Here is a 17,461-nt window from a genome sequence, read left to right on the forward strand (position 1 = left end):
CCAAACGATGATCAACTAAGTGCCCATTCCAATGATTTGTGTTGAGTCTTGTCTATGAAAAGAAGCGCAGCAGCCGCTACCCTATCCCTGTTTGCCTGCGCGTTTCTGGCGTCGCCGGCGCAAGCCAAGGACAAGGACGCCGAATTCTTCCAAACCGTGGAAGGTCAGTGGGTCGGTCCCGGCGAGATCGTGGCCGGCAAATATAAGGGCACCAAATTCGTCTGCACGCTCGATGGGTCCACGCCAGCGGAAAAAGCCGGCATGACACTGGACGGCAGCTGCCGCGTCGGCATTTTCAACCAGCCGATGAAGGCAACGATCGTTCGGGCTGGCAATAGCTACAAGGGCAGCTTTCTTGATGGTTCGGCCGGTAAGGGTCTCGACATCACTGGCGGCAATGTCTCCGGCAACCGTGTCGTGCTCGCCATCAGCCGCAAACAATTGAACGGCGCCATGCTGGCCAAGTTCAACGATGACAACACGATGAACGTCACGATCTCAGTACGGCTTGAAGAGGCGCTGATCCCTGTCGTAGGCATGACGTTGAAGCGCGTTGACGCCAGGGCTGTTGGCAGCATCGCCAAAAACTAACAGTATTTGGCAGCCTGAAAGCGCGAATCGTTCATTTCCACCAGTCCAAATCATCGCGGGCAGTTTCCACGCCGGTCCTGTCGCATAATGCAGCCCATTGCGCGACTGTCTTGCCGCTGAGCACCAAATCCGGTGCGATATCGGCGAGTGGAACCATCACGAAGGCGCGCCCGGTCATGCGCGGATGCGGCAAGATCAGGGTCGGACTTTCAAATTCCTCAAGTCCTTCATAAGCCAGCACATCGATATCGATGATCCGTGGCCCCCAGCGTTCGAGTCGCTGACGTTTCAAGTGCTTTTCCACATCGAGACAAGCTGCGAGTAGCGCTTCCGGATCGAGCGAGGTCTCGACTTCGGCGCAGGCATTGTGAAACCATGCCTGATCCGTCTTGCCCCACGGAGGCGTTTTGTAGACCGGCGACACACCGAGAACACGCGTTTCACTGCGTTCGTTCAACGCACGCAATGCCTTGGCCATTGAAGTCAAGGGATCTCCGATATTGCCGCCAAGCCCGAGCCACGCCTTGTGCTTCAAGGCGGTCATTGCCTCGATCTGCGCGATTGCAACACCGCATCCGCCAGCGCCAGCGCGCTTTGGCTCATCGCGATATTATGGACCCGGAAAATGTCTGCACCGGCAATCCGCAATATCGCTGACGAAGCGGCCGTGGCGATATCCCACTCCTGTTGCTCACCGCCCGAAGTGGCTCGCAAGAAACGCTTGCGTGAGGTACCGACGAGAAATGGATAACCGAACGCCTCGAGTTCCACAAAGCGATCCATCAGGACAATGTTTTCCGCCGTGTCTTTGGCAAAGCCGAAGCCCGGATCGAGTACGATCTGCTCGCGCGAAACACCGGCGACCTTGGCAATTTCCAGCGAACGGTTAAGAAAGGCAAACTGGTCGATAATGACATCGGGGTGGCGTTCCCGCTCGCGGCCCGTATGCATGATGACAAGCCCTGCACCGGTTTCCACCGCGAGATCGGCAATGGCAGGCTCGCGCTGCACACCCCAGACGTCGTTGACGATATGAGCGCCGGCAGCGACGGCAAGGCGGGCGGTCTCTTCACGATAGGTATCGACCGAGATGATTATGTCCGTTTCTTTAACCAGCGCTTCGATCACGGGCAAAATGCGCGATTGCTCGACGGCCGGTTCTACGCGTGTGGCGCCGGGCCGGGTCGATTCGCCGCCCACATCGATGATCGATGCGCCTTCGGCGATCATCTCCCGCGCGCCCTCCAGGGCCTGATCCAAAGAATAATGCACACCGCCGTCGGAAAAAGAGTCTGGCGTGACGTTAAGCACGCCCATGATCAGTGCGCGGTCGCCCAGCCTCAGAGACCGGCCATGTGCCAGTTTCCATTCTCTTTGCATCGGCGCGCTCCCATCATGCTTCACATATCATTGTTCTGTTTTTGAACAGAACGCATGCAACGTCAATTCATCCGCAATGTTTTTGACGATAGTCTCAGGATCGGGCAGACTTGGCCGAAAAGGAAGATACCAAATGCATGTTCTTGCCAAAGCTGCCTCTCTCGGTGTGGCGCTATTGATGACCATATCCGCTGCCAACGCGGCGGTAGTCCTGCGCAAATATGAATACTTCGCGCTGAATGGCCGTACGGCAACGGATCTCGATCGTGAATTATACCGCCGGGGCCCGATTTTGCTAAAAACGGGCCAGCGTCATCCGGGCATGACGAAGATGCGCTTCACCAACAGGATAAAATACGGTTCCAATGGCAAAAACTGCCGTGTTGTCGATGCCAACGTCGTCGTTCATGCCCAGGTGTTCCTGCCCCGCTGGATACAGCGCCGTACAGCGAAACCGGATCTTGCCCTGATCTGGGATACGCTATCGGCTGATATAAAACGGCACGAAGAGAGTCATATTGTCATCGCGCGCACAGCTGCAGGCGATATGGAGAGGGCGATCAAGGCGCTGCCATGGCGCAGCGATTGCACCGCCATGAAGGCTGACATCGATGCGCTGACTGCAAAATTGATGCGCCAGCACGACCTTGCCCAAATCCAGTTCGACCGTGTCGAAGCCGTTAACTTTGACAGCCGCTTTGAACGGCTTCTCGTTTTCCGGCTCCAGCGCGAATTCGCAAAAAGCCCTTAGTAAAGCTTGGCCTTGTACGATCGATCAGTTCACACCGAGCTTCTTTTGCAGGCTGGTCGATGACGTTGTGTACTGGAACACAATGCGCTCGCCCGGACTGACGATGTGCTTGGCGGCCTGCGTCATCAACGCCGCTTCATGAAAGCCCGACAGGATGAGCTTGAGCTTGCCGGGATAGGTGTTGATATCACCGATAGCGAAAATGCCGGGCTCCGATGTCTCGAATGTTTCGACGCTGACCGGAATGAGATTTTCGTGCAGGTTGAGCCCCCAATCGGCTATCGGCCCCAGCTTCATCGTCAGACCGAAGAACGGCAGGAGACGCGTAACCGGAATGTCGGTCTCGCCCTCGGCACCTTTGATCGTTGCATGGGTGAGCTGGCCGTCCTCGCCCTTGAGGCCGGAAACCTGACCCAGTTCGAAACGCACGCTGCCGCTCTCGACCAGTTCGAACATTTTCTTGACACTGTCGGGAGCCGCACGAAATTCGGCGCGGCGATGTACGACTGTGAGACTGCGCGCGATCGGTTGCAGATTGAGCGCCCAGTCGAGCGCACTGTCGCCGCCACCGACTATCAAGATGTCCTGATCGCGAAATTCTTCCATGCGGCGCACGGAATAGAAAACACTTTTGCCCTCATAGGCTTCAATGCCGGGTACCGGCGGGCGCTTCGGCTGGAAAGAGCCACCGCCTGCAGCGATTACCACGACTTTGGCTTCGAACACCTCCGCCTCGTCAGTTTCGACGTGGAATGAGCCATCGGCTTGCCGCTCCAACTTCGTCACCATGCGGTTGAAATGGAACTGCGGCGCGAACGGCTTGATCTGCTCCATGAGCTTTTCGGTGAGATCATGGCCGCTGATGACTGGCCAAGCCGGTATGTCGTAGATGGGCTTTTCCGGATAGAGCTCGGCGCACTGGCCACCCGGACGATCCAGAATATCGATGAGATGACATTTGAGATCGTAAAGGCCAAGCTCGAACACGGCGAACAGACCGACGGGCCCGGCGCCAATGATCACAACATCGGTTTTGATAATCTCGCTCATCGAAAATTCCTCATGCCTGCATGCCGCGCTGATGGAAAAAAGGGTGTGGCTGGCGTGTCCGGGACACGCGGGCTGCCAAGCGCGTAACGATTGCACTCGCCCAGGTCAAGAGAATGCGTTTCCCTTGCCCGCCAAATTGCCCAGCAAAGGACGTATTCTAATCGGTCGATGAGAAAATATCAGCAGGCGCTAGGCCTGACGTTCCGGAACTTGTACGATGAGACCATCGAGTTCATCGGAAACACGGATCTGACACGACAGACGCGAGTTCGGGCGTACATCATAGGCGAAATCCAGCATATCCTCCTCCATCGCTTCGGGCTCGCCAGTCGTGGAGGTCCACTCTTCATCCACATAAACATGGCACGTGGCGCAGGCGCAGGCACCGCCGCACTCGGCATCGATGCCCGGCACCGCATTGCGGATGGCATTTTCCATCACGGTCGAACCGTTTTCCGCGTTCGTTTCAATACGCGCACCGTCATGAGTGACAAAAGTGATCTTTGCCATAAAAATCGCCCCAAAGCAGGAAAGTTACCGCTCACATAGGGATTTTGGCTGGCAAGTCAATTGTATTCCCTGACGCAGCCCTCTACCGCTTGGCGGCTTCATGGCGCGCGGCACTGAACGCTGGAAGGTGCTCGATAATCCAGTGCCAGAGTGGAACGGTCTGCAGAAGAAACTCATAACCGAGCGGCGTGAGTTCGTATTCCACGCGGGGCGGCACCTGAGGATAAAGCGTTCTAGTGATCAGCCCGTCCCGTTCCAGCATGCGCAAGGTCTGTGTCAATACTTTCTGGCTGATACCGCCTACCCGCTCGAGCACGCGGGAAAACCGCAAGGGCCCGCCTGCGGCTTGCAATATCTGCAGGGTGCGCAGCGGCCACTTGGCCGAGACCCGCTCAAGCATTTCGCGCGCAAATTCATCTTGTTCGTCGGTCATGGTCGCGCAAAAGTCGATGGCTTGCTGGGAAGGTTGAACGGTCATCTCAGGTCCTTGGTTTCCAAGAGGTAAGTATAGTTCCAATGGGTTCCTTCTTTCAAGAGGATACCATTGCCTCTATATAGCTTTCAGATAAACCAAGGAGACATTCATGACACAGGTATGGTTGATAACGGGCAGCGCCCGCGGCCTTGGCAGGTCGTTGGCGGAGGCGGTATTTCAGGCTGGCCACAAACTCGTCGCTACAGCTCGCAATCTTTCCCAACTCTCCGATCTGGCGGAGCGTTATGGTGAACAGGTCCAACTGTTCGAACTCGACGTGACCGACCCAGCGGCGGCAAACGCAGCGGTAAAAAGGGCGGTCGGTACGTTCGGACGCCTCGATGTCCTCGTCAACAATGCGGGCTACGGCAATGTCAACGCGATCGAAGACACCACCATCGAGGAATTTCGGACGCAGATCGAGACCAATCTGTTTGGCGTCATCAATGTCACCAAGGCTGCGATCCCAGTGATGCGCGAGCAAAAATCCGGCCACATCATCCAGTTTTCTTCCGTAGGCGGCCGAATTGGAGCGGTCGGCCGCGCGCCCTATTCGGCCGCAAAGTGGGGTGTCGAGGGCTTCTCGGAAGTGCTGGCCAAGGAGATTGGCCCACTCGGCGTCAAGGTAACGATCGTCGAGCCGGGCGGCTTTCGTACCGATTTTGCTGGCGCTTCAACCACGATCCACAATGGCCGCCCCGAATATGATACAACTGTGGGCGAAGTGGCCCGATTTCAGCGCAATTACAACGGAAAACAACCCGGAGATCCTGTCAAAGCCGCGGATGCGATATTGCACATCACGACCCTTGACGAACCACCGTTACGCCTGTTGCTCGGCAGCGATGCAGTGAGCGCGGTCGAAAAGAACGATATCGCCAAGATCGAGGCCGACCGAAAATGGCGGACGTTGAGTATTTCAACCGACTTTGATCCTAGCGCGTTATAGCAGCTATATAATCGCGGACATCATCGATGGCCGGTCCCATATCCTTGATTTTCTTCGTGTCGCTTGGCTCCTGTTCGATGGCTTCCGCCATCTCGGCCACGCGAAATGCTCCAACCGCTCGGGCCGAACCTTTCAATGATTTGGCAAGACGAACGCGTTCATCCGGGTTGGCGTGCGCCAGCCGGTCGACGATGCCGCATGTCTGGCGGGAAAACAGGTTGAGGATTTCGGTCTCGAGGGCCCGGTTGCCGAACGTCTCGCGTGTCAAATGGACGAGATCGATTGGCCGCTTGCGCGATGGCTTCGACTTTTCACCTCCCGGCGATGCAAAGGCCATCGATGCTTGTTGTGCCATTGGGTACTCTCCTGAACGCTTTACAACTGAACCAACAAGTTTACTCAAATGCCTCTGATTCAAGGTTAAAACGTGGCAAGCACTGCTGGGAAATGGCCGGTTATGGTGAACAAACGGTAAATTTTGGTGTTCGTTTGAAATTTCGCTCGACCCGAAAAAATTAACCTTGTGTTTAAACTTTTAAGCATTTCCCGAATCCATTGTTTCTTTCCAATCCATGTGCCAGTACGATACAGTAGCGGCGTAGAGAGTATGGTGCGGTGGGCTTTACATGTGGTCACCGCCCAATATTGTGAGGAAAACATGGCCACAGCCCCGAAAAGCAAAGCAGTGAAGGCCGACGACGAACTCGGCCAAGCTCTTGAAAAGGCTCTCGAAATCGATTTCGATGAGTCCACGCTTGGGATGGATATGGATTTGTCGCCTATCGATGACGAACTCTTGTCCTTCACTGATCTGGAAGCGCAGATATCGCAGGCAGCCCAGGAACTGGCAGCGGAAAAACTTGACCCGCCAGCGACGCCGGAACCGGTGAAAGCGCCCGAAATCAAAGCGCCTGTTTCCACTGAGCCACCGATTCCCCTCCCTGCGCCAAAGCCGCAGATCAAGGCTGCCAACCCTATTCCCGCCGCACCGCCCGCGCCGCCAAAGGCGCCGGCCGTGCCCGCACAGACCTTCAAGCCGGCAAATGACGATCTGCTGCAGACAGCGACCGTGTCGCGCACAGCCAGCACCGTCCCAGCGCCAAAATCCTACGGTTTGATAACAGTCATCGTCAGCGTCCTCTGGGCGGCGGCTGTGCTCGCTCTTGGCAACGCGCTTTACGGCTCCGAGCTGCGGTCAATTCGCTCCTTCACGGATTTTGCCGCGGCACCGCACGCAATTGCCATGCTGGTTGCCATTATCGTACCGATCATGCTGTTCTGGGCCTTCGCAGTCATGATCCGGCGCGCGCAGGAAATGCAATATGCGGCGCGCTCCATGGCCGAAGCGGCGATGCGCCTGTCAGAACCTGAAATGATGTCTTCGGACCGCGTCGCCTCGCTTGGTCAGGCCGTACGTCGCGAAGTCGCCGCCATGAGTGAAGGTGTCGAGCGTACCCTTGCCCGTGCCGTCGAACTCGAAACGCTCGTGCAGACCGAGGTCAACCAGCTTGAACGCGTCTATACGGACAACGAATATCGCATCCGCACACTCGTCGACCGCCTGGGCGGCGAGCGCGAATCGGTGATCGGCCATGCCGAACGCGTTCGTGCGTCGATTTCGAGCGCGCATGAGCAATTGAAGGATGAGCTGTCACAAGCGGGCGAATCATTGCGCGACAATCTCGCCAATGCCTCGACCAACCTGACCATGTCGATCAGCCAGTCCGGTGAGACGCTTATCGACCGCCTGACCCAGAGCGGGCAGACGATTTCCGACTCGATCGTTTCGCGGTCCGACGACATTTCACACAAGATCAGCACTTCCGGCGAAGCCTTTGCAAACCTTCTGGAAATGCGTATCGCAGCCCTATCTGAGCAGACCGATGCCGTAACGATGAAACTTGCCGATACGCTGGACGGCCGCACCAGCAGCATGCTGTCGCTGCTTGGCAACGCCACGCAAACGCTTGTCGGCGAATTCGATACGCGCCTCTCAGGTCTCGACACGACGATCAACGAACGTGGCCGCTCGCTGCTGGCCGAGTTCGAAACCCGTGCCCAGTCGCTTGATACAAGCACCGAGCGCCTCAATTCAGCCCTTGAAGCCCGTGCCCGACAGATCAACGAACAGCTGATCGAGCGCACGCGCGATATCGCCAAGACCTTCACCGATGGTCGTGCCTCGATCGACGGCATCGTCGATGAAACCAAGGCAAAGATCGGCAATGACCTGTCGAGCCTGTCTGACTCCGTTGGCAGCCTCCTCTCCACAAATGCGGCCGCCTTTGCCGATAGACTGGTCGAAAGCCGGGAGGCGCTTGCCGCAACGCTGTCCGCTGAAACAGACCGCGCTGCCGACGTAATCCGCGAACAGGCCGGACAGATCGGCGGTCATACATCGAACCTCAAGACCATTCTCGAAAGCAGCACCGCCGCCATCGGCCAGATCATCGAGAGCCACGGCTCATCTCTCGAAAGCCAGTCTGCCGCCTTGCGGGCCGCGCTCGATGACAATGATGCGCGCATCGGCGCAACGCTCGAGCAGCACGCCAAGGCGATCGAAGACCGCACGTCCGGCATGCACGCTGCATTCTCCGATACGGATGCGAAGATCCGTGAAACGCTGGATGAGCATGCGCGCACGATCGATCTGCGCAGCTCCACTATCGAAGCGGCCATTCAGGCCAATGATTCGCGGATCGGCCAGACGCTCGATGCTCATGCCAAGATCTTCGAAGACCGGACATCCGGCATGCGCGCGGCATTTGTCGAAACGCACGCAAAGATTGCACAGACTCTCGACCACCATGCCAAGAGCCTTGACGAGCGCAACCAGGAAATCCAGCTGGCTCTGTCGAGCAGCGACGGCAAGCTGTCCGAGACATTGGCCGCGCATACGCAGGCCATCGACTCCCGCAATGCGGAAATTCAGTCGACATTGCTCGCTAGCGGCACACGCATCGATGAAACGCTGGGTGGTTTCATCGACTCGGTCGATGACAGGACGAACCGCATTGAATCGGCACTCACCAGCAGTGATGCGCGGATCAGTGATGTGCTGACATCCCATGCAAGCGCCATCGAGGATCGTACCGCCGGGATCGAGCAGGCGCTGAGCAACAGCGATCAGCGGATCGGCCAGACCCTCGCTGCCCATGCGAGTTCGCTTGACGAACGCACCGCCGGCATCCAGTCGGCCCTCGAAAATACCCACGCACGTATCGGCGAGACGCTTGCCCAGCATGCGAACGATATCGAGGAGCGTACGGCGGGTATCCGTTCCGTGCTGGATAACAGCAACAGTCAGATCGCGAACACACTCAGCCGGCATGCGAATGACATCGAGGAACGTGCGGCAGGTATTCGCGCTGCGCTTGACGACGGCAACAACCAGTTCGGTGATACACTTGCGTCGCATATCGGCGCTCTCGAGGAGCGGGCCGCAGCGATCCGCGTCGCGCTTGCGGACAGCGATACCCGTATTGGCGACACGTTGAATGAACATGCCGGACTGCTCGATGACCGCATTGCCGGCATCCGCACCGCCATGGAGCAAGGCAACGCCGCTATTGGCAAGACGCTGGACAACCAGGCGAGCGCCATCAGCGACCGTACGGTTGCACTTCAAGCCATCCTGCAGGACAGCGCGGACGTGCTGGCCAAGGCCTTCGAAAACCACGGCGGAACCATAGACGAGCGCACAACGACCATGCAAAACGCTCTGGAGATGGGCGTCGAAAATGTGCGCAAGTCACTGGAACAGAGTGCGACCGTTGTGGCACGCAGCTTGCGTGACAAGATCACCGAGGCCGCCTCTTCCCTCACCGGTGAGGCACAGAAGGCCGGCGAAGCGCTTGACGGGCATGGGGAGGCATTCAGCCTGCGGATGAATGAAAGCCTCGCGGAAACTGAAAAGCGTCTCGGCGAACGGGCTCGCGAAGCAGCCGCCAATCTCGAAGCACTCGAAGCGCGCTTCTCCGCTGCGACGGATTCGACTGCATCGAAGCTTGCGGAAAGCACGCGCGAGCTCAATGAAGTTCTCGCTGCCCGCTCGCAGGAGATCATCGGCATCCTCGACAATACTGCCCAGCCGCTGGTGGATAGCCTGGCCGACAACGGCCGCACGCTGGCTTCGCAGCTGGTCGAGGCAACAACGGCGGCAACGGAACGCCTGCGCGTCGAGAACGCCGCCCTGATCAATGCCATTGCCAGCCGCACGGCCGAGACCATTACCGCCGTTCAGGCCGCGAAGGCTGGACTCACCGACGATGTCAGCAATCTGATCGACCGCCTCTCTGCTTCCAATGCGAAGCTCGGCGAATTGATCGACATGGCGACCAAAAACCTCGGCGATATCGACGGGCGTCTGCTCGACACGACGACGACCTTTGCCGAAAACGCAACGAAAGCCGCTGAGTCGTTCCAGACATCGACCCGTCTCATCGATGGCAATCTCGGGAAGCTCTCGCAACTTTCGAACTCGACACTGACGGATATTTCCGCCATCGCGAAAAGCTTCGAAGAACATGGCAGCATGCTCGACAAGGCTTCCGAGCTCATCAACGCATCGCAATCGAATCTCGCATCGACCTTCGACGAGCGTCAGGAGGCACTGCAGAAGCTTGCCGCCGGCTTGATCGCGAAGTCGGAAAGCGTCGAGAAGACCATGCGTTCGTTCGAATCGCTGGTTTCGTCGGCATTTGACCGTGCCGAAGGCCGGGCAACACAGACGACCGAACAGATCCGCACCTCGATCTCGGAAGTCGTCGAGCAGGCATCACAGAAGTTCGCCAATGCCACGGACGAAATCCGCCGCTCCTCTGCTGCCATCCGCGCCGAGCTGGAGGAAACCCGTTCCGAGCTGCAGCGCGGCGTCATGGAGATGCCGGAAGAAGCCAAGCAGTCGACTGCCCAAATGCGCAAGGCGGTATCCGAGCAGATCAACGCCTTGAAGGAACTTGCGGAAATCGTTCAGAAATCGGGCCGTTTGACCGATGTTGGCGAAGCCCGTGCAGTTCGCGCCGCAACGCCAACCCGGACATCGGCCGTCGCAGCGCAACCGCAGCGTACGGAACCCGCGGCCACCCCGCGGGCAGCTGCACCGGCTTCCGCGCCAGTACAAGCTCCTGCAATACGTGGCAGTCTCGATGTTCGTGGTAACGCAGCTCCGGCCGCACGCCCTGCAGGCAATGGCTGGGTTTCGGATCTCCTGCGCCGCGCATCGAGCGACGAGGCGCAGGCCCAACCAGCGGCGAAGGCACCGGAGACTGGCGGGCGCTCGCCTGGCCAGGTCGTTGAATCGCTGAACTCCTTGTCGATCGACATCACCCGCGCAATCGACCATGAGGCCTCGGTCGAGCTCTGGCAGCGTTATCGCGCCGGCGAACGCAACGTGTTTACCCGCCGTCTCTATACGCTCAAGGGTCAGCAGACATTTGACGAGATCAAGCGCAAGTATCAGGGCGACAGCGAATTCAAACGCGCCGTCGATCGTTACATGGATGACTTCGAACGCCTGCTCGAAGACGTTTCGCGCAACGACCGCGACAATGTCATGGCGCAGAACTACCTCACGTCCGACACCGGAAAGGTCTATACGATGCTCGCGCACGCGAGCAACCGCCTGAAATAAGCGGCGGAATGACCAATAAAAACGCGGCTTCGGCCGCGTTTTTTATTGGAAGAACTTGATGGCGATTTACTCTCTTGGCGACCCACTTCCAAGTTTTGGTCCAAGGCATGCTGGTTTCAAGTCGCAGCCGGCCATCGCCAGGCGTCACCGTCCCGTTCCTAAATATATGGTTATTGGCTGCCCGAGCTCAGATGACCGACAGGGTCCACGTGACAATGTCGCTCGAGGCGCTGTCAAAGGCTCTGTCAAGCGCGGCGATATAGGATGCATTGCCCTCGCCGCTGACTGGCGATGTCGCGCGGAAAACACGCGCGGCGCGCACAGTCCCATTCTTGTCGTTCAATATCTTGATGGCGATTTCAACGATCGCAATCCGGCCGCTGGATACATTGATATTGAAAGTGCGGATGTCGCTGATCACTTGATAGTCGATGGCAAGGCCTTCGCCTGGGCGCCCGACACCGCCAAGACGGCCAGTGCTCTCGAAGGCCTGGACCAGCCGCGATTGCACGATATTCGGCAGACGGTCAGCCCATTGCGCACCCTTCAAGAAGGAAATCGAATTCGGGCCCGATCGAACGACAATATTTTCGCCATCGAGCGCTTTGAGCGCGGAGGGTGCCGCGATCAGAATCTGACGACCCTGCTTCTTCGGTGAAGAGACGTCTGGTGAAGCGCTGGAAAGATCGAAAGTATCAAGCTTCTTGGAGCTTGCGCAGGCTGAAACGGACAAAGCCAACAGCAGAGCGGCAATAGTCGTTGTTGTTTTCACCAGCGCCCCTCTGTTCGTGTCATGCGAACGCACTAACCCCGGTGACTTTCATGCGATGCGAATCGCCCAAAGTCAACGGCGTGTGCGTCCGTCATATTCCGGAACGCTGCCGCCGCCCCCAAAAATTACACGCTGCGGGTTCTTTTCAAGGTCGGTGATCGCCCGTTCAATGCGCTGAACCGATTGACGACTTTCATTTACGAGTGCCTGCACGTCGCGCAGACCCTGCCCGGAGAATCGATTGATGTTGTCGGTGATCGGCCCGAGCCGCGCATTCAGATTGTCGGCGACCGCGCGATACGATTTGAGTGTATCCTGCGCCTCCCTGACGACGCTGCCGTCCTGATCCGATAGCTGCTTGTCGAGCTTGGCAAGAACGCCATCGACCCTCGTCGATGCACTGTTGAGCCGGGTCATCATCTGCCGAGCTTCTTTCACCACAGCCTGAACATCTTCGGCACTCTGGCTGAATTTGTCGATGACATCGGAATTATTGGCCAGTGCATCGGTAAACTTCTTGGTATTGTTGACCGTGTCGACCAACGGGCCTTTCACTTCGGTGATGAAGCTTTCGATAGACCCTACTGCACCATCCACACGCTCAAGAATCGTCTGCGCCTTCTGCAACAGGTTGTTCACAACCGAAGGATCGGCATCCATGCGCGCGATCTGGTCGTCCTTGGCCGCTTCTTCCAGGAGATTGGGCTCGTTGAGCTTGCCGCCCTTAAGTTCGATGAAGGCCTGTCCGGTCAGGCCGGCAAAACCCAACGTCGCCTGCGTGGAACGGGTGATGGGCGTCGTCGCGTTGACCTCCGTCTGGGCAATAACGGCGTCGGGATTGTTGGCGTCGATAGACAGGCGGCGCACGCTGCCGACCTTGATACCGTTGAACAGCACCTGGCTGCCCTCGGCCAGGCCGGTGACCGAGCCGACTATGCGGATTTCAAGTGTCGCGGTCTCGCTGCGATCGCCATAACGAGCAATCCAATAGACAAATCCAAAGGCAAGGATGCACACTATGAGCGTGAAGACACCGACCAGAACGTAGTTGGCTTTCGTTTCCATAGATTACTTCGTCTGATCCTGCTCTGCCCTAGGCTGTTCGTGCGTCGATCGCCGTCTGTGGTCGCCATTGGAAACTATCTGGCGTGCCCGCTTTCCGCGGAAATATTCCTGCACCCACGGATCGTCGAACGCCAGCATGTCTTCAATCGTTCCCTCAACGAGAACTTTCTTCTTTCCCAATACCGCGATTCGGTCGCAAACGGCGAACAAGCTGTCGAGGTCATGGGTCACCATATAAACTGTCAAACCCATCGTATCGCGCAGATTGGCGATGAGTTCGTCGAATTCCGCCGCGCCGATCGGATCAAGACCCGAAGTCGGCTCGTCGAGAAAGACGATTTCCGGATCAAGCGATAGCGCGCGCGCCAGTGCGGCACGCTTGATCATCCCGCCTGAAAGCTCCGAGGGAAATTTTTCAGCCGTATCCGCCTTGAGGCCGACCAGCTCGATTTTGAGCCGCGCAAGCTCATCCATGAGCCTTTGCGGAATATCCAGGTATTCCCGCATGGGCACCTGGATATTTTCCAGGACGGTCAAGGCGGAAAACAGTGCGCCCTGCTGGAACAGCACGCCCATGCGCATGTCGACGCCCAGCTTCTCCTGTTCCGAGGCACGATCTATATCGTGACCGAAGATCTTGATCTGACCGCTCTGTTTCTGGTTGAGACCGAGGATCGCCCGCATCAGCACCGATTTGCCTGTGCCTGACGCCCCGACGAAACCAAGGATCTCGCCGCGATAGACGTCGAGCGATAGATTATCCAGAATCTTCGCCTTGCCGAATGACACGCTGACATCCTTCACTGAAAGGATCACTTCTCGCGCATCAGTGTCGGGTTGCTTGCTTGTTGCCGGCGTCATTTCTGGCTCAAAAATTGATCGATGCGTAGAAGACTGCAAAAATGCCATCGACCACGATAACGACGAAAATGGACTTCACCACGGACGCCGTCACCCGCTGACCGAGAGACTCGGCGCTGCCGCCAACCTTCATACCTTCTACCGATGCCATGATGCCGATAATCATCGCCATGAACGGCGCTTTGATCAGACCTGCCAGATAGCTCGACGTATCGATCGCGTCGCGCAATCGCTGAATAAACGCATCGGGCGTGATACCGGAATAGGCCCAGGTGATTCCGATCGCACCCCCCAACGCTGCGAAATCCGCGACGATCGTCAACAAGGGCAGGGCAATCACCAACGCAACCAGGCGCGGAAAAACCAGAACGCCAACCGGATTGAGGCCGATGACAGTGAGCGCATCGGTCTCTTCACGCATTTTCATCGAGCCGATCTCAGCCGTGATGGCACTTCCCGAACGGCCAGCAATCATGATGGCCGTAAGAAGCACACCGATCTCGCGCAACACCAGAATGCCGACTAGATCGACCACAAATATCTCTGCTCCGAAATAACGAAGCTGGAACGCGCCCTGCTGGGCGATGATCGCACCGATGATCGTCGACATGAGCACCACCACCGGCACGGCGCCGATACCCATGCTGTCGAGCTGATGCACAATCGCAGCTGGCCTGATGCCGCTGCGCCCGCTGCCCTTCATCTGGGCACCGCGTACGGTTGCGCCGAGGATATGCATGGCTTTGGTGAAATCGTCGCCAAAAGCGTACACGGTTCTGCCGATAGTTTCTAAAAAACGAATCAGGAGGGATGGCCGTTCGATATGAACCGGCTCCTCAGGTGCTGACGCAGCATCGCCTACGGCTTCAAACAAGGCGCCCCAGCTTTCCGATTGTCCTTCGACGGTGACCTGCTTGCCAGCTTTCTGCAATGTGGTTCGCAGGCGTTCTATCAGCCAGGTTCCGGCGGTATCCAGCAATTCAATGCCGGAAACCTCGATTACTGCACTTGAAAAACTGTTGTCGTGGGCAATTTCGCGCATGCGGTCATCGACTCGGCGAACATTGCGTGTTGTCCATGCGCCCGATAGCGTGATCGTCGCGCGGTCGCCGTCCTTGCTGAATTCAACGTGAGGCGGCGCTGCGGTAGAAGCACTTGAATTGTTTGCTCTATCGGTCAACATCACACACACATATCGAGTCTCGTGCTTCCTGTCACTTGAACAATTAAGGCGTGAAATATGGTTGTGAGCGTAGAAATATCGGTGGAGCGCTGGCCTATCGCCGGAACATTTACGATCTCGCGCGGCTCGAAAACCGAGGCGGCGATCGTAATGTGCACGTTGTCCGACGGAATGTTCACCGGACGTGGCGAGTGCGTGCCCTATGCCCGCTATGGCGAAAGCCTGGACTCCGTTTGCGCGGAGATCGAAGGACTGCGCGTCGCATTGGCTAACGGCGCCGGACGAGATGCTCTGCCGGCATTGATCGGTGCGGGCGCGGCCCGCAATGCAGTCGATTGCGCATTGTGGGATCTGGAGGCAAAACGCATTGGCAAAACTGTTGCTGATCTTCTTGGCTTGTCACATTTGCACCATTTGACGACAGCGGTGACCGTTTCCTTCGGCGACGTCCAGACCATGGCTGCCGCGGCCCGGGATTTCGCCGACCGCCCGTTGATCAAGGTCAAGGTTGGCGGGGAGAACGATGCCGAGCGGATTCGGGCTGTGGCCAACGCCGCGCCCTCAAGCCGGATCATACTTGATGCCAATGAAGGCTGGAGCAATAACAACATTGTTGAAAACATGTTGGCTGCAGCCAAGGCCGGCGTCGTGCTGATCGAACAACCTTTGCCAGCCGGCAACGATGCCATTCTCGGCACCATACCGCATCCGGTGCCCATCTGTGCTGACGAGAGCGCCCATGGCACAGACGATCTGCACACACTCCTTGACCGTTATGACAGCATCAATATCAAGCTCGACAAAACGGGAGGCCTCACAGAAGCATTGCGCATGCAAAAGCGCGCCCGCGAGCTTGGGTTTGGCATCATGGTCGGGTGCATGGTCGGGACGTCCTTGGCTATGGCACCCGCAGTACTGCTGGCGCAGGATGCGGATTTCATCGATCTCGACGGACCGCTGATCCTGCGCGAAGACCGTAAACCTGGCCTCTTGTTCGAAGGAAGCCGCATCTCCCCGCCCCTCCCGGAACTGTGGGGTTAACCCTCTCGTTGTTCCAGCCTTAGTGCAACGATCGCAAGGGCGAGACCGCACGCAGCCAAGACCACCATCACGTAAAAACCATAAATCCCGCTGGCACTGTAAAGCGGTCCCGACGCCATTGTGGCGATGGCGAGCGATGTACCGATGAAAAATGTCGAAAGTCCCTGTGCGGTGCCGCCGCGTTCCTCGGGGATGGTCAGTGCTATCATTTTCTGCATGCCGAGAAACGACAGCGCGAAGGAAAACGCGTGCAAGCTCTGCACGGCTAGAAATCCTGCAACACCGAGGCCGGCGGGTGCAATAAGCGGAAAAACCGCCCAACGAAACATCGCAGCGGCCGAGCCGATGATCAGGACTTTAGCCGGATGCAGGCGGCCGAACAATCGACGGAAAAACGTAAACATGATGACTTCGGCAACGACTGAAATCGACCACAGCGCGCCGATCATGGTCTCCTCGATGCCGATCGATTTCCAGTAGATCGCAGAAAAGCTGTAGCCATAAGCGTGGCTGGCCTGGGTGATGCCAGTGGCAATGAGAAAGGTAACAAAGGCCGGCCTGCGCAGCGCCCTTCCCGCATCTGCGATATCGACATCCGAAAGCGGTGAAAGACGCCGTGGCTTGCCGATGCGCGGCACGATGAAGCTCATGCCACAGGCTGCTACGAGCGTGGCTAAAAGTGCCCACGGAATGATGTGCTCGCCCACTTGCTGGATGAACACACCGCCAACGAAAGACGTGAGCAGAAACGATATTGAGCCCCAGACGCGCATCTTCGCGAAATCGGCGCCGAACCGGCGGACCCCGGACAGCGCGATCGTGTCGGCAAGCGGCACTTGCGACGTCCATGGCGGGGCAAGCATTAGGGATACGATCAAAATCCCGATGAAGCCGAACGGGACGAAATAGAAGGCCGCGACGATGACGGCCAAAATCGTCGCCATGGTCAGTATGTGCGCGCGATCATTCGAACGGTCGGCGAGCATTGATACCAGCGGCGCGGCGATGACACGCACGAACAACGGCATGGACAATACGATGGAGATTTGCGTCGGTGTCAGCGCACGATATTCGAGCCACAACGGAAAGTACGGCAGATGCATGCCGCTCGATGTGAAAATCGCGAAATAAGCCAACGCAACCCGCAGCTCGAAACGAAACGGCATATCCTGGATAGGGTCCGCTGCAGCGGCTGTCATGG

The 17,461-nt window shown here is 57.7% G+C and carries 16 protein-coding genes; 5 read left to right on the forward strand and 11 right to left on the reverse strand.

From position 1 onward, the window contains the following. Positions 1-54: 54 nt before the first annotated feature. Positions 55-591 (forward strand): hypothetical protein, encoded by a 537-nt coding sequence (locus J2X72_RS07460; RefSeq protein ID WP_210001119.1) that lies wholly within the window; start codon positions 55-57, stop codon positions 589-591. A 31-nt stretch (positions 592-622) separates the two neighbouring features. Here the strand turns inward: J2X72_RS07460 and folK are convergent, their stop codons facing one another. Beyond that, complete coding sequence (gene folK / locus J2X72_RS07465; RefSeq protein ID WP_310070263.1) at positions 623-1,135, reverse strand: 2-amino-4-hydroxy-6-hydroxymethyldihydropteridine diphosphokinase; 513 nt, start codon at positions 1,133-1,135, stop codon at positions 623-625. After that, on the reverse strand, positions 1,132-1,971 hold the full coding sequence (gene folP / locus J2X72_RS07470; RefSeq protein ID WP_310070266.1) for a dihydropteroate synthase: 840 nt from the start codon (positions 1,969-1,971) through the stop codon (positions 1,132-1,134). Before folP ends, folK begins: the two co-directional genes overlap by 4 nt. A gap of 133 nt (positions 1,972-2,104) precedes the next feature. Between folP and J2X72_RS07475 the strand changes: the two genes are divergently transcribed. Beyond that, a complete protein-coding gene (locus J2X72_RS07475) occupies positions 2,105-2,722 on the forward strand; it encodes a DUF922 domain-containing protein (RefSeq protein WP_310070269.1) in 618 nt (205 codons plus the stop codon). Between the two features lie 24 nt (positions 2,723-2,746). On the opposite strand, the gene J2X72_RS07480 is transcribed toward J2X72_RS07475, so the two are convergent. From J2X72_RS07480 to J2X72_RS07490, 3 genes are all read right to left on the reverse strand, one after another. After that, entirely contained in the window at positions 2,747-3,772 is a 1,026-nt protein-coding gene (locus J2X72_RS07480) for an NAD(P)/FAD-dependent oxidoreductase (protein ID WP_210001111.1), read from the reverse strand. Positions 3,773-3,961: 189 nt separating this feature from the next. Beyond that, positions 3,962-4,282 (reverse strand): 2Fe-2S iron-sulfur cluster-binding protein, encoded by a 321-nt coding sequence (locus J2X72_RS07485; protein ID WP_210001109.1) that lies wholly within the window; start codon positions 4,280-4,282, stop codon positions 3,962-3,964. 82 nt (positions 4,283-4,364) lie between these two features. Beyond that, complete coding sequence (locus tag J2X72_RS07490) at positions 4,365-4,760, reverse strand: helix-turn-helix domain-containing protein (protein ID WP_210001106.1); 396 nt, start codon at positions 4,758-4,760, stop codon at positions 4,365-4,367. 106 nt (positions 4,761-4,866) lie between these two features. Here J2X72_RS07490 and J2X72_RS07495 point away from each other — a divergent pair, with 106 nt between their 5' ends. Further along, positions 4,867-5,706: an oxidoreductase gene (locus J2X72_RS07495; RefSeq protein ID WP_310070275.1), complete on the forward strand. Its 840-nt coding sequence runs from the start codon at positions 4,867-4,869 to the stop codon at positions 5,704-5,706. Here the strand turns inward: J2X72_RS07495 and J2X72_RS07500 are convergent. Further along, complete coding sequence (locus J2X72_RS07500) at positions 5,693-6,061, reverse strand: Hpt domain-containing protein (protein WP_310070279.1); 369 nt, start codon at positions 6,059-6,061, stop codon at positions 5,693-5,695. The two genes, J2X72_RS07495 and J2X72_RS07500, sit on opposite strands and share 14 nt — an antisense overlap. 303 nt (positions 6,062-6,364) lie before the next feature. Here J2X72_RS07500 and J2X72_RS07505 point away from each other — a divergent pair, with 303 nt between their 5' ends. Then, the gene (locus J2X72_RS07505) at positions 6,365-11,338 is read left to right on the forward strand and encodes a hypothetical protein (protein ID WP_310070281.1); all 4,974 of its coding nucleotides are present in this window, start codon (positions 6,365-6,367) and stop codon (positions 11,336-11,338) included. 187 nt (positions 11,339-11,525) lie between these two features. On the opposite strand, the gene J2X72_RS07510 is transcribed toward J2X72_RS07505, so the two are convergent. The 4 genes from J2X72_RS07510 to J2X72_RS07525 all read right to left on the reverse strand — a co-directional run bounded on the left by J2X72_RS07510 (position 11,526) and on the right by J2X72_RS07525 (position 15,219). After that, positions 11,526-12,110, reverse strand: a complete 585-nt coding sequence (locus J2X72_RS07510) for an ABC-type transport auxiliary lipoprotein family protein (RefSeq protein WP_405044664.1) — start codon at positions 12,108-12,110, stop codon at positions 11,526-11,528. A 72-nt stretch (positions 12,111-12,182) separates the two neighbouring features. Next, the gene (locus J2X72_RS07515; RefSeq protein WP_112528478.1) at positions 12,183-13,175 is read right to left on the reverse strand and encodes an MlaD family protein; all 993 of its coding nucleotides are present in this window, start codon (positions 13,173-13,175) and stop codon (positions 12,183-12,185) included. A gap of 3 nt (positions 13,176-13,178) precedes the next feature. Continuing rightward, positions 13,179-14,036, reverse strand: a complete 858-nt coding sequence (locus J2X72_RS07520; protein WP_210001090.1) for an ABC transporter ATP-binding protein — start codon at positions 14,034-14,036, stop codon at positions 13,179-13,181. Positions 14,037-14,043: 7 nt separating this feature from the next. Then, positions 14,044-15,219, reverse strand: a complete 1,176-nt coding sequence (locus J2X72_RS07525) for an ABC transporter permease (protein WP_210001088.1) — start codon at positions 15,217-15,219, stop codon at positions 14,044-14,046. 57 nt (positions 15,220-15,276) lie between these two features. Between J2X72_RS07525 and dgcA the strand changes: the two genes are divergently transcribed. Then, positions 15,277-16,260 (forward strand): N-acetyl-D-Glu racemase DgcA, encoded by a 984-nt coding sequence (gene dgcA, locus J2X72_RS07530; protein WP_310070286.1) that lies wholly within the window; start codon positions 15,277-15,279, stop codon positions 16,258-16,260. Here dgcA and J2X72_RS07535 read toward each other — a convergent pair. Continuing rightward, on the reverse strand, positions 16,257-17,459 hold the full coding sequence (locus tag J2X72_RS07535; protein WP_310070289.1) for an MFS transporter: 1,203 nt from the start codon (positions 17,457-17,459) through the stop codon (positions 16,257-16,259). The genes dgcA and J2X72_RS07535 overlap by 4 nt on opposite strands. Between the last annotated feature and the right edge of the window lie 2 nt (positions 17,460-17,461).

Source organism: Phyllobacterium sp. 1468, from assembly GCF_031455525.1.
Lineage (GTDB): Bacteria > Pseudomonadota > Alphaproteobacteria > Rhizobiales > Rhizobiaceae > Phyllobacterium.

Excerpts from the sequence above, each read along its gene's own strand:
- J2X72_RS07495 (WP_310070275.1), top strand. The coding sequence starts at position 4,867 with ATGACACAGGTATGGTTGATAACGGGCAGCGCCCGCGGCCTTGGCAGG.
- J2X72_RS07475 (WP_310070269.1), top strand. The coding sequence starts at position 2,105 with ATGCATGTTCTTGCCAAAGCTGCCTCTCTCGGTGTGGCGCTATTGATG.
- J2X72_RS07535 (WP_310070289.1), bottom strand. The coding sequence starts at position 17,459 with ATGACAGCCGCTGCAGCGGACCCTATCCAGGATATGCCGTTTCGTTTC.
- J2X72_RS07460 (WP_210001119.1), top strand. The coding sequence starts at position 55 with ATGAAAAGAAGCGCAGCAGCCGCTACCCTATCCCTGTTTGCCTGCGCG.
- folP (WP_310070266.1), bottom strand. The coding sequence starts at position 1,971 with ATGCAAAGAGAATGGAAACTGGCACATGGCCGGTCTCTGAGGCTGGGC.
- J2X72_RS07525 (WP_210001088.1), bottom strand. The coding sequence starts at position 15,219 with ATGTTGACCGATAGAGCAAACAATTCAAGTGCTTCTACCGCAGCGCCG.
- folK (WP_310070263.1), bottom strand. The coding sequence starts at position 1,135 with ATGACCGCCTTGAAGCACAAGGCGTGGCTCGGGCTTGGCGGCAATATC.
- J2X72_RS07490 (WP_210001106.1), bottom strand. The coding sequence starts at position 4,760 with ATGACCGTTCAACCTTCCCAGCAAGCCATCGACTTTTGCGCGACCATG.
- J2X72_RS07485 (WP_210001109.1), bottom strand. The coding sequence starts at position 4,282 with ATGGCAAAGATCACTTTTGTCACTCATGACGGTGCGCGTATTGAAACG.
- J2X72_RS07515 (WP_112528478.1), bottom strand. The coding sequence starts at position 13,175 with ATGGAAACGAAAGCCAACTACGTTCTGGTCGGTGTCTTCACGCTCATA.
- J2X72_RS07480 (WP_210001111.1), bottom strand. The coding sequence starts at position 3,772 with ATGAGCGAGATTATCAAAACCGATGTTGTGATCATTGGCGCCGGGCCC.
- dgcA (WP_310070286.1), top strand. The coding sequence starts at position 15,277 with ATGGTTGTGAGCGTAGAAATATCGGTGGAGCGCTGGCCTATCGCCGGA.
- J2X72_RS07500 (WP_310070279.1), bottom strand. The coding sequence starts at position 6,061 with ATGGCACAACAAGCATCGATGGCCTTTGCATCGCCGGGAGGTGAAAAG.
- J2X72_RS07520 (WP_210001090.1), bottom strand. The coding sequence starts at position 14,036 with ATGACGCCGGCAACAAGCAAGCAACCCGACACTGATGCGCGAGAAGTG.
- J2X72_RS07505 (WP_310070281.1), top strand. The coding sequence starts at position 6,365 with ATGGCCACAGCCCCGAAAAGCAAAGCAGTGAAGGCCGACGACGAACTC.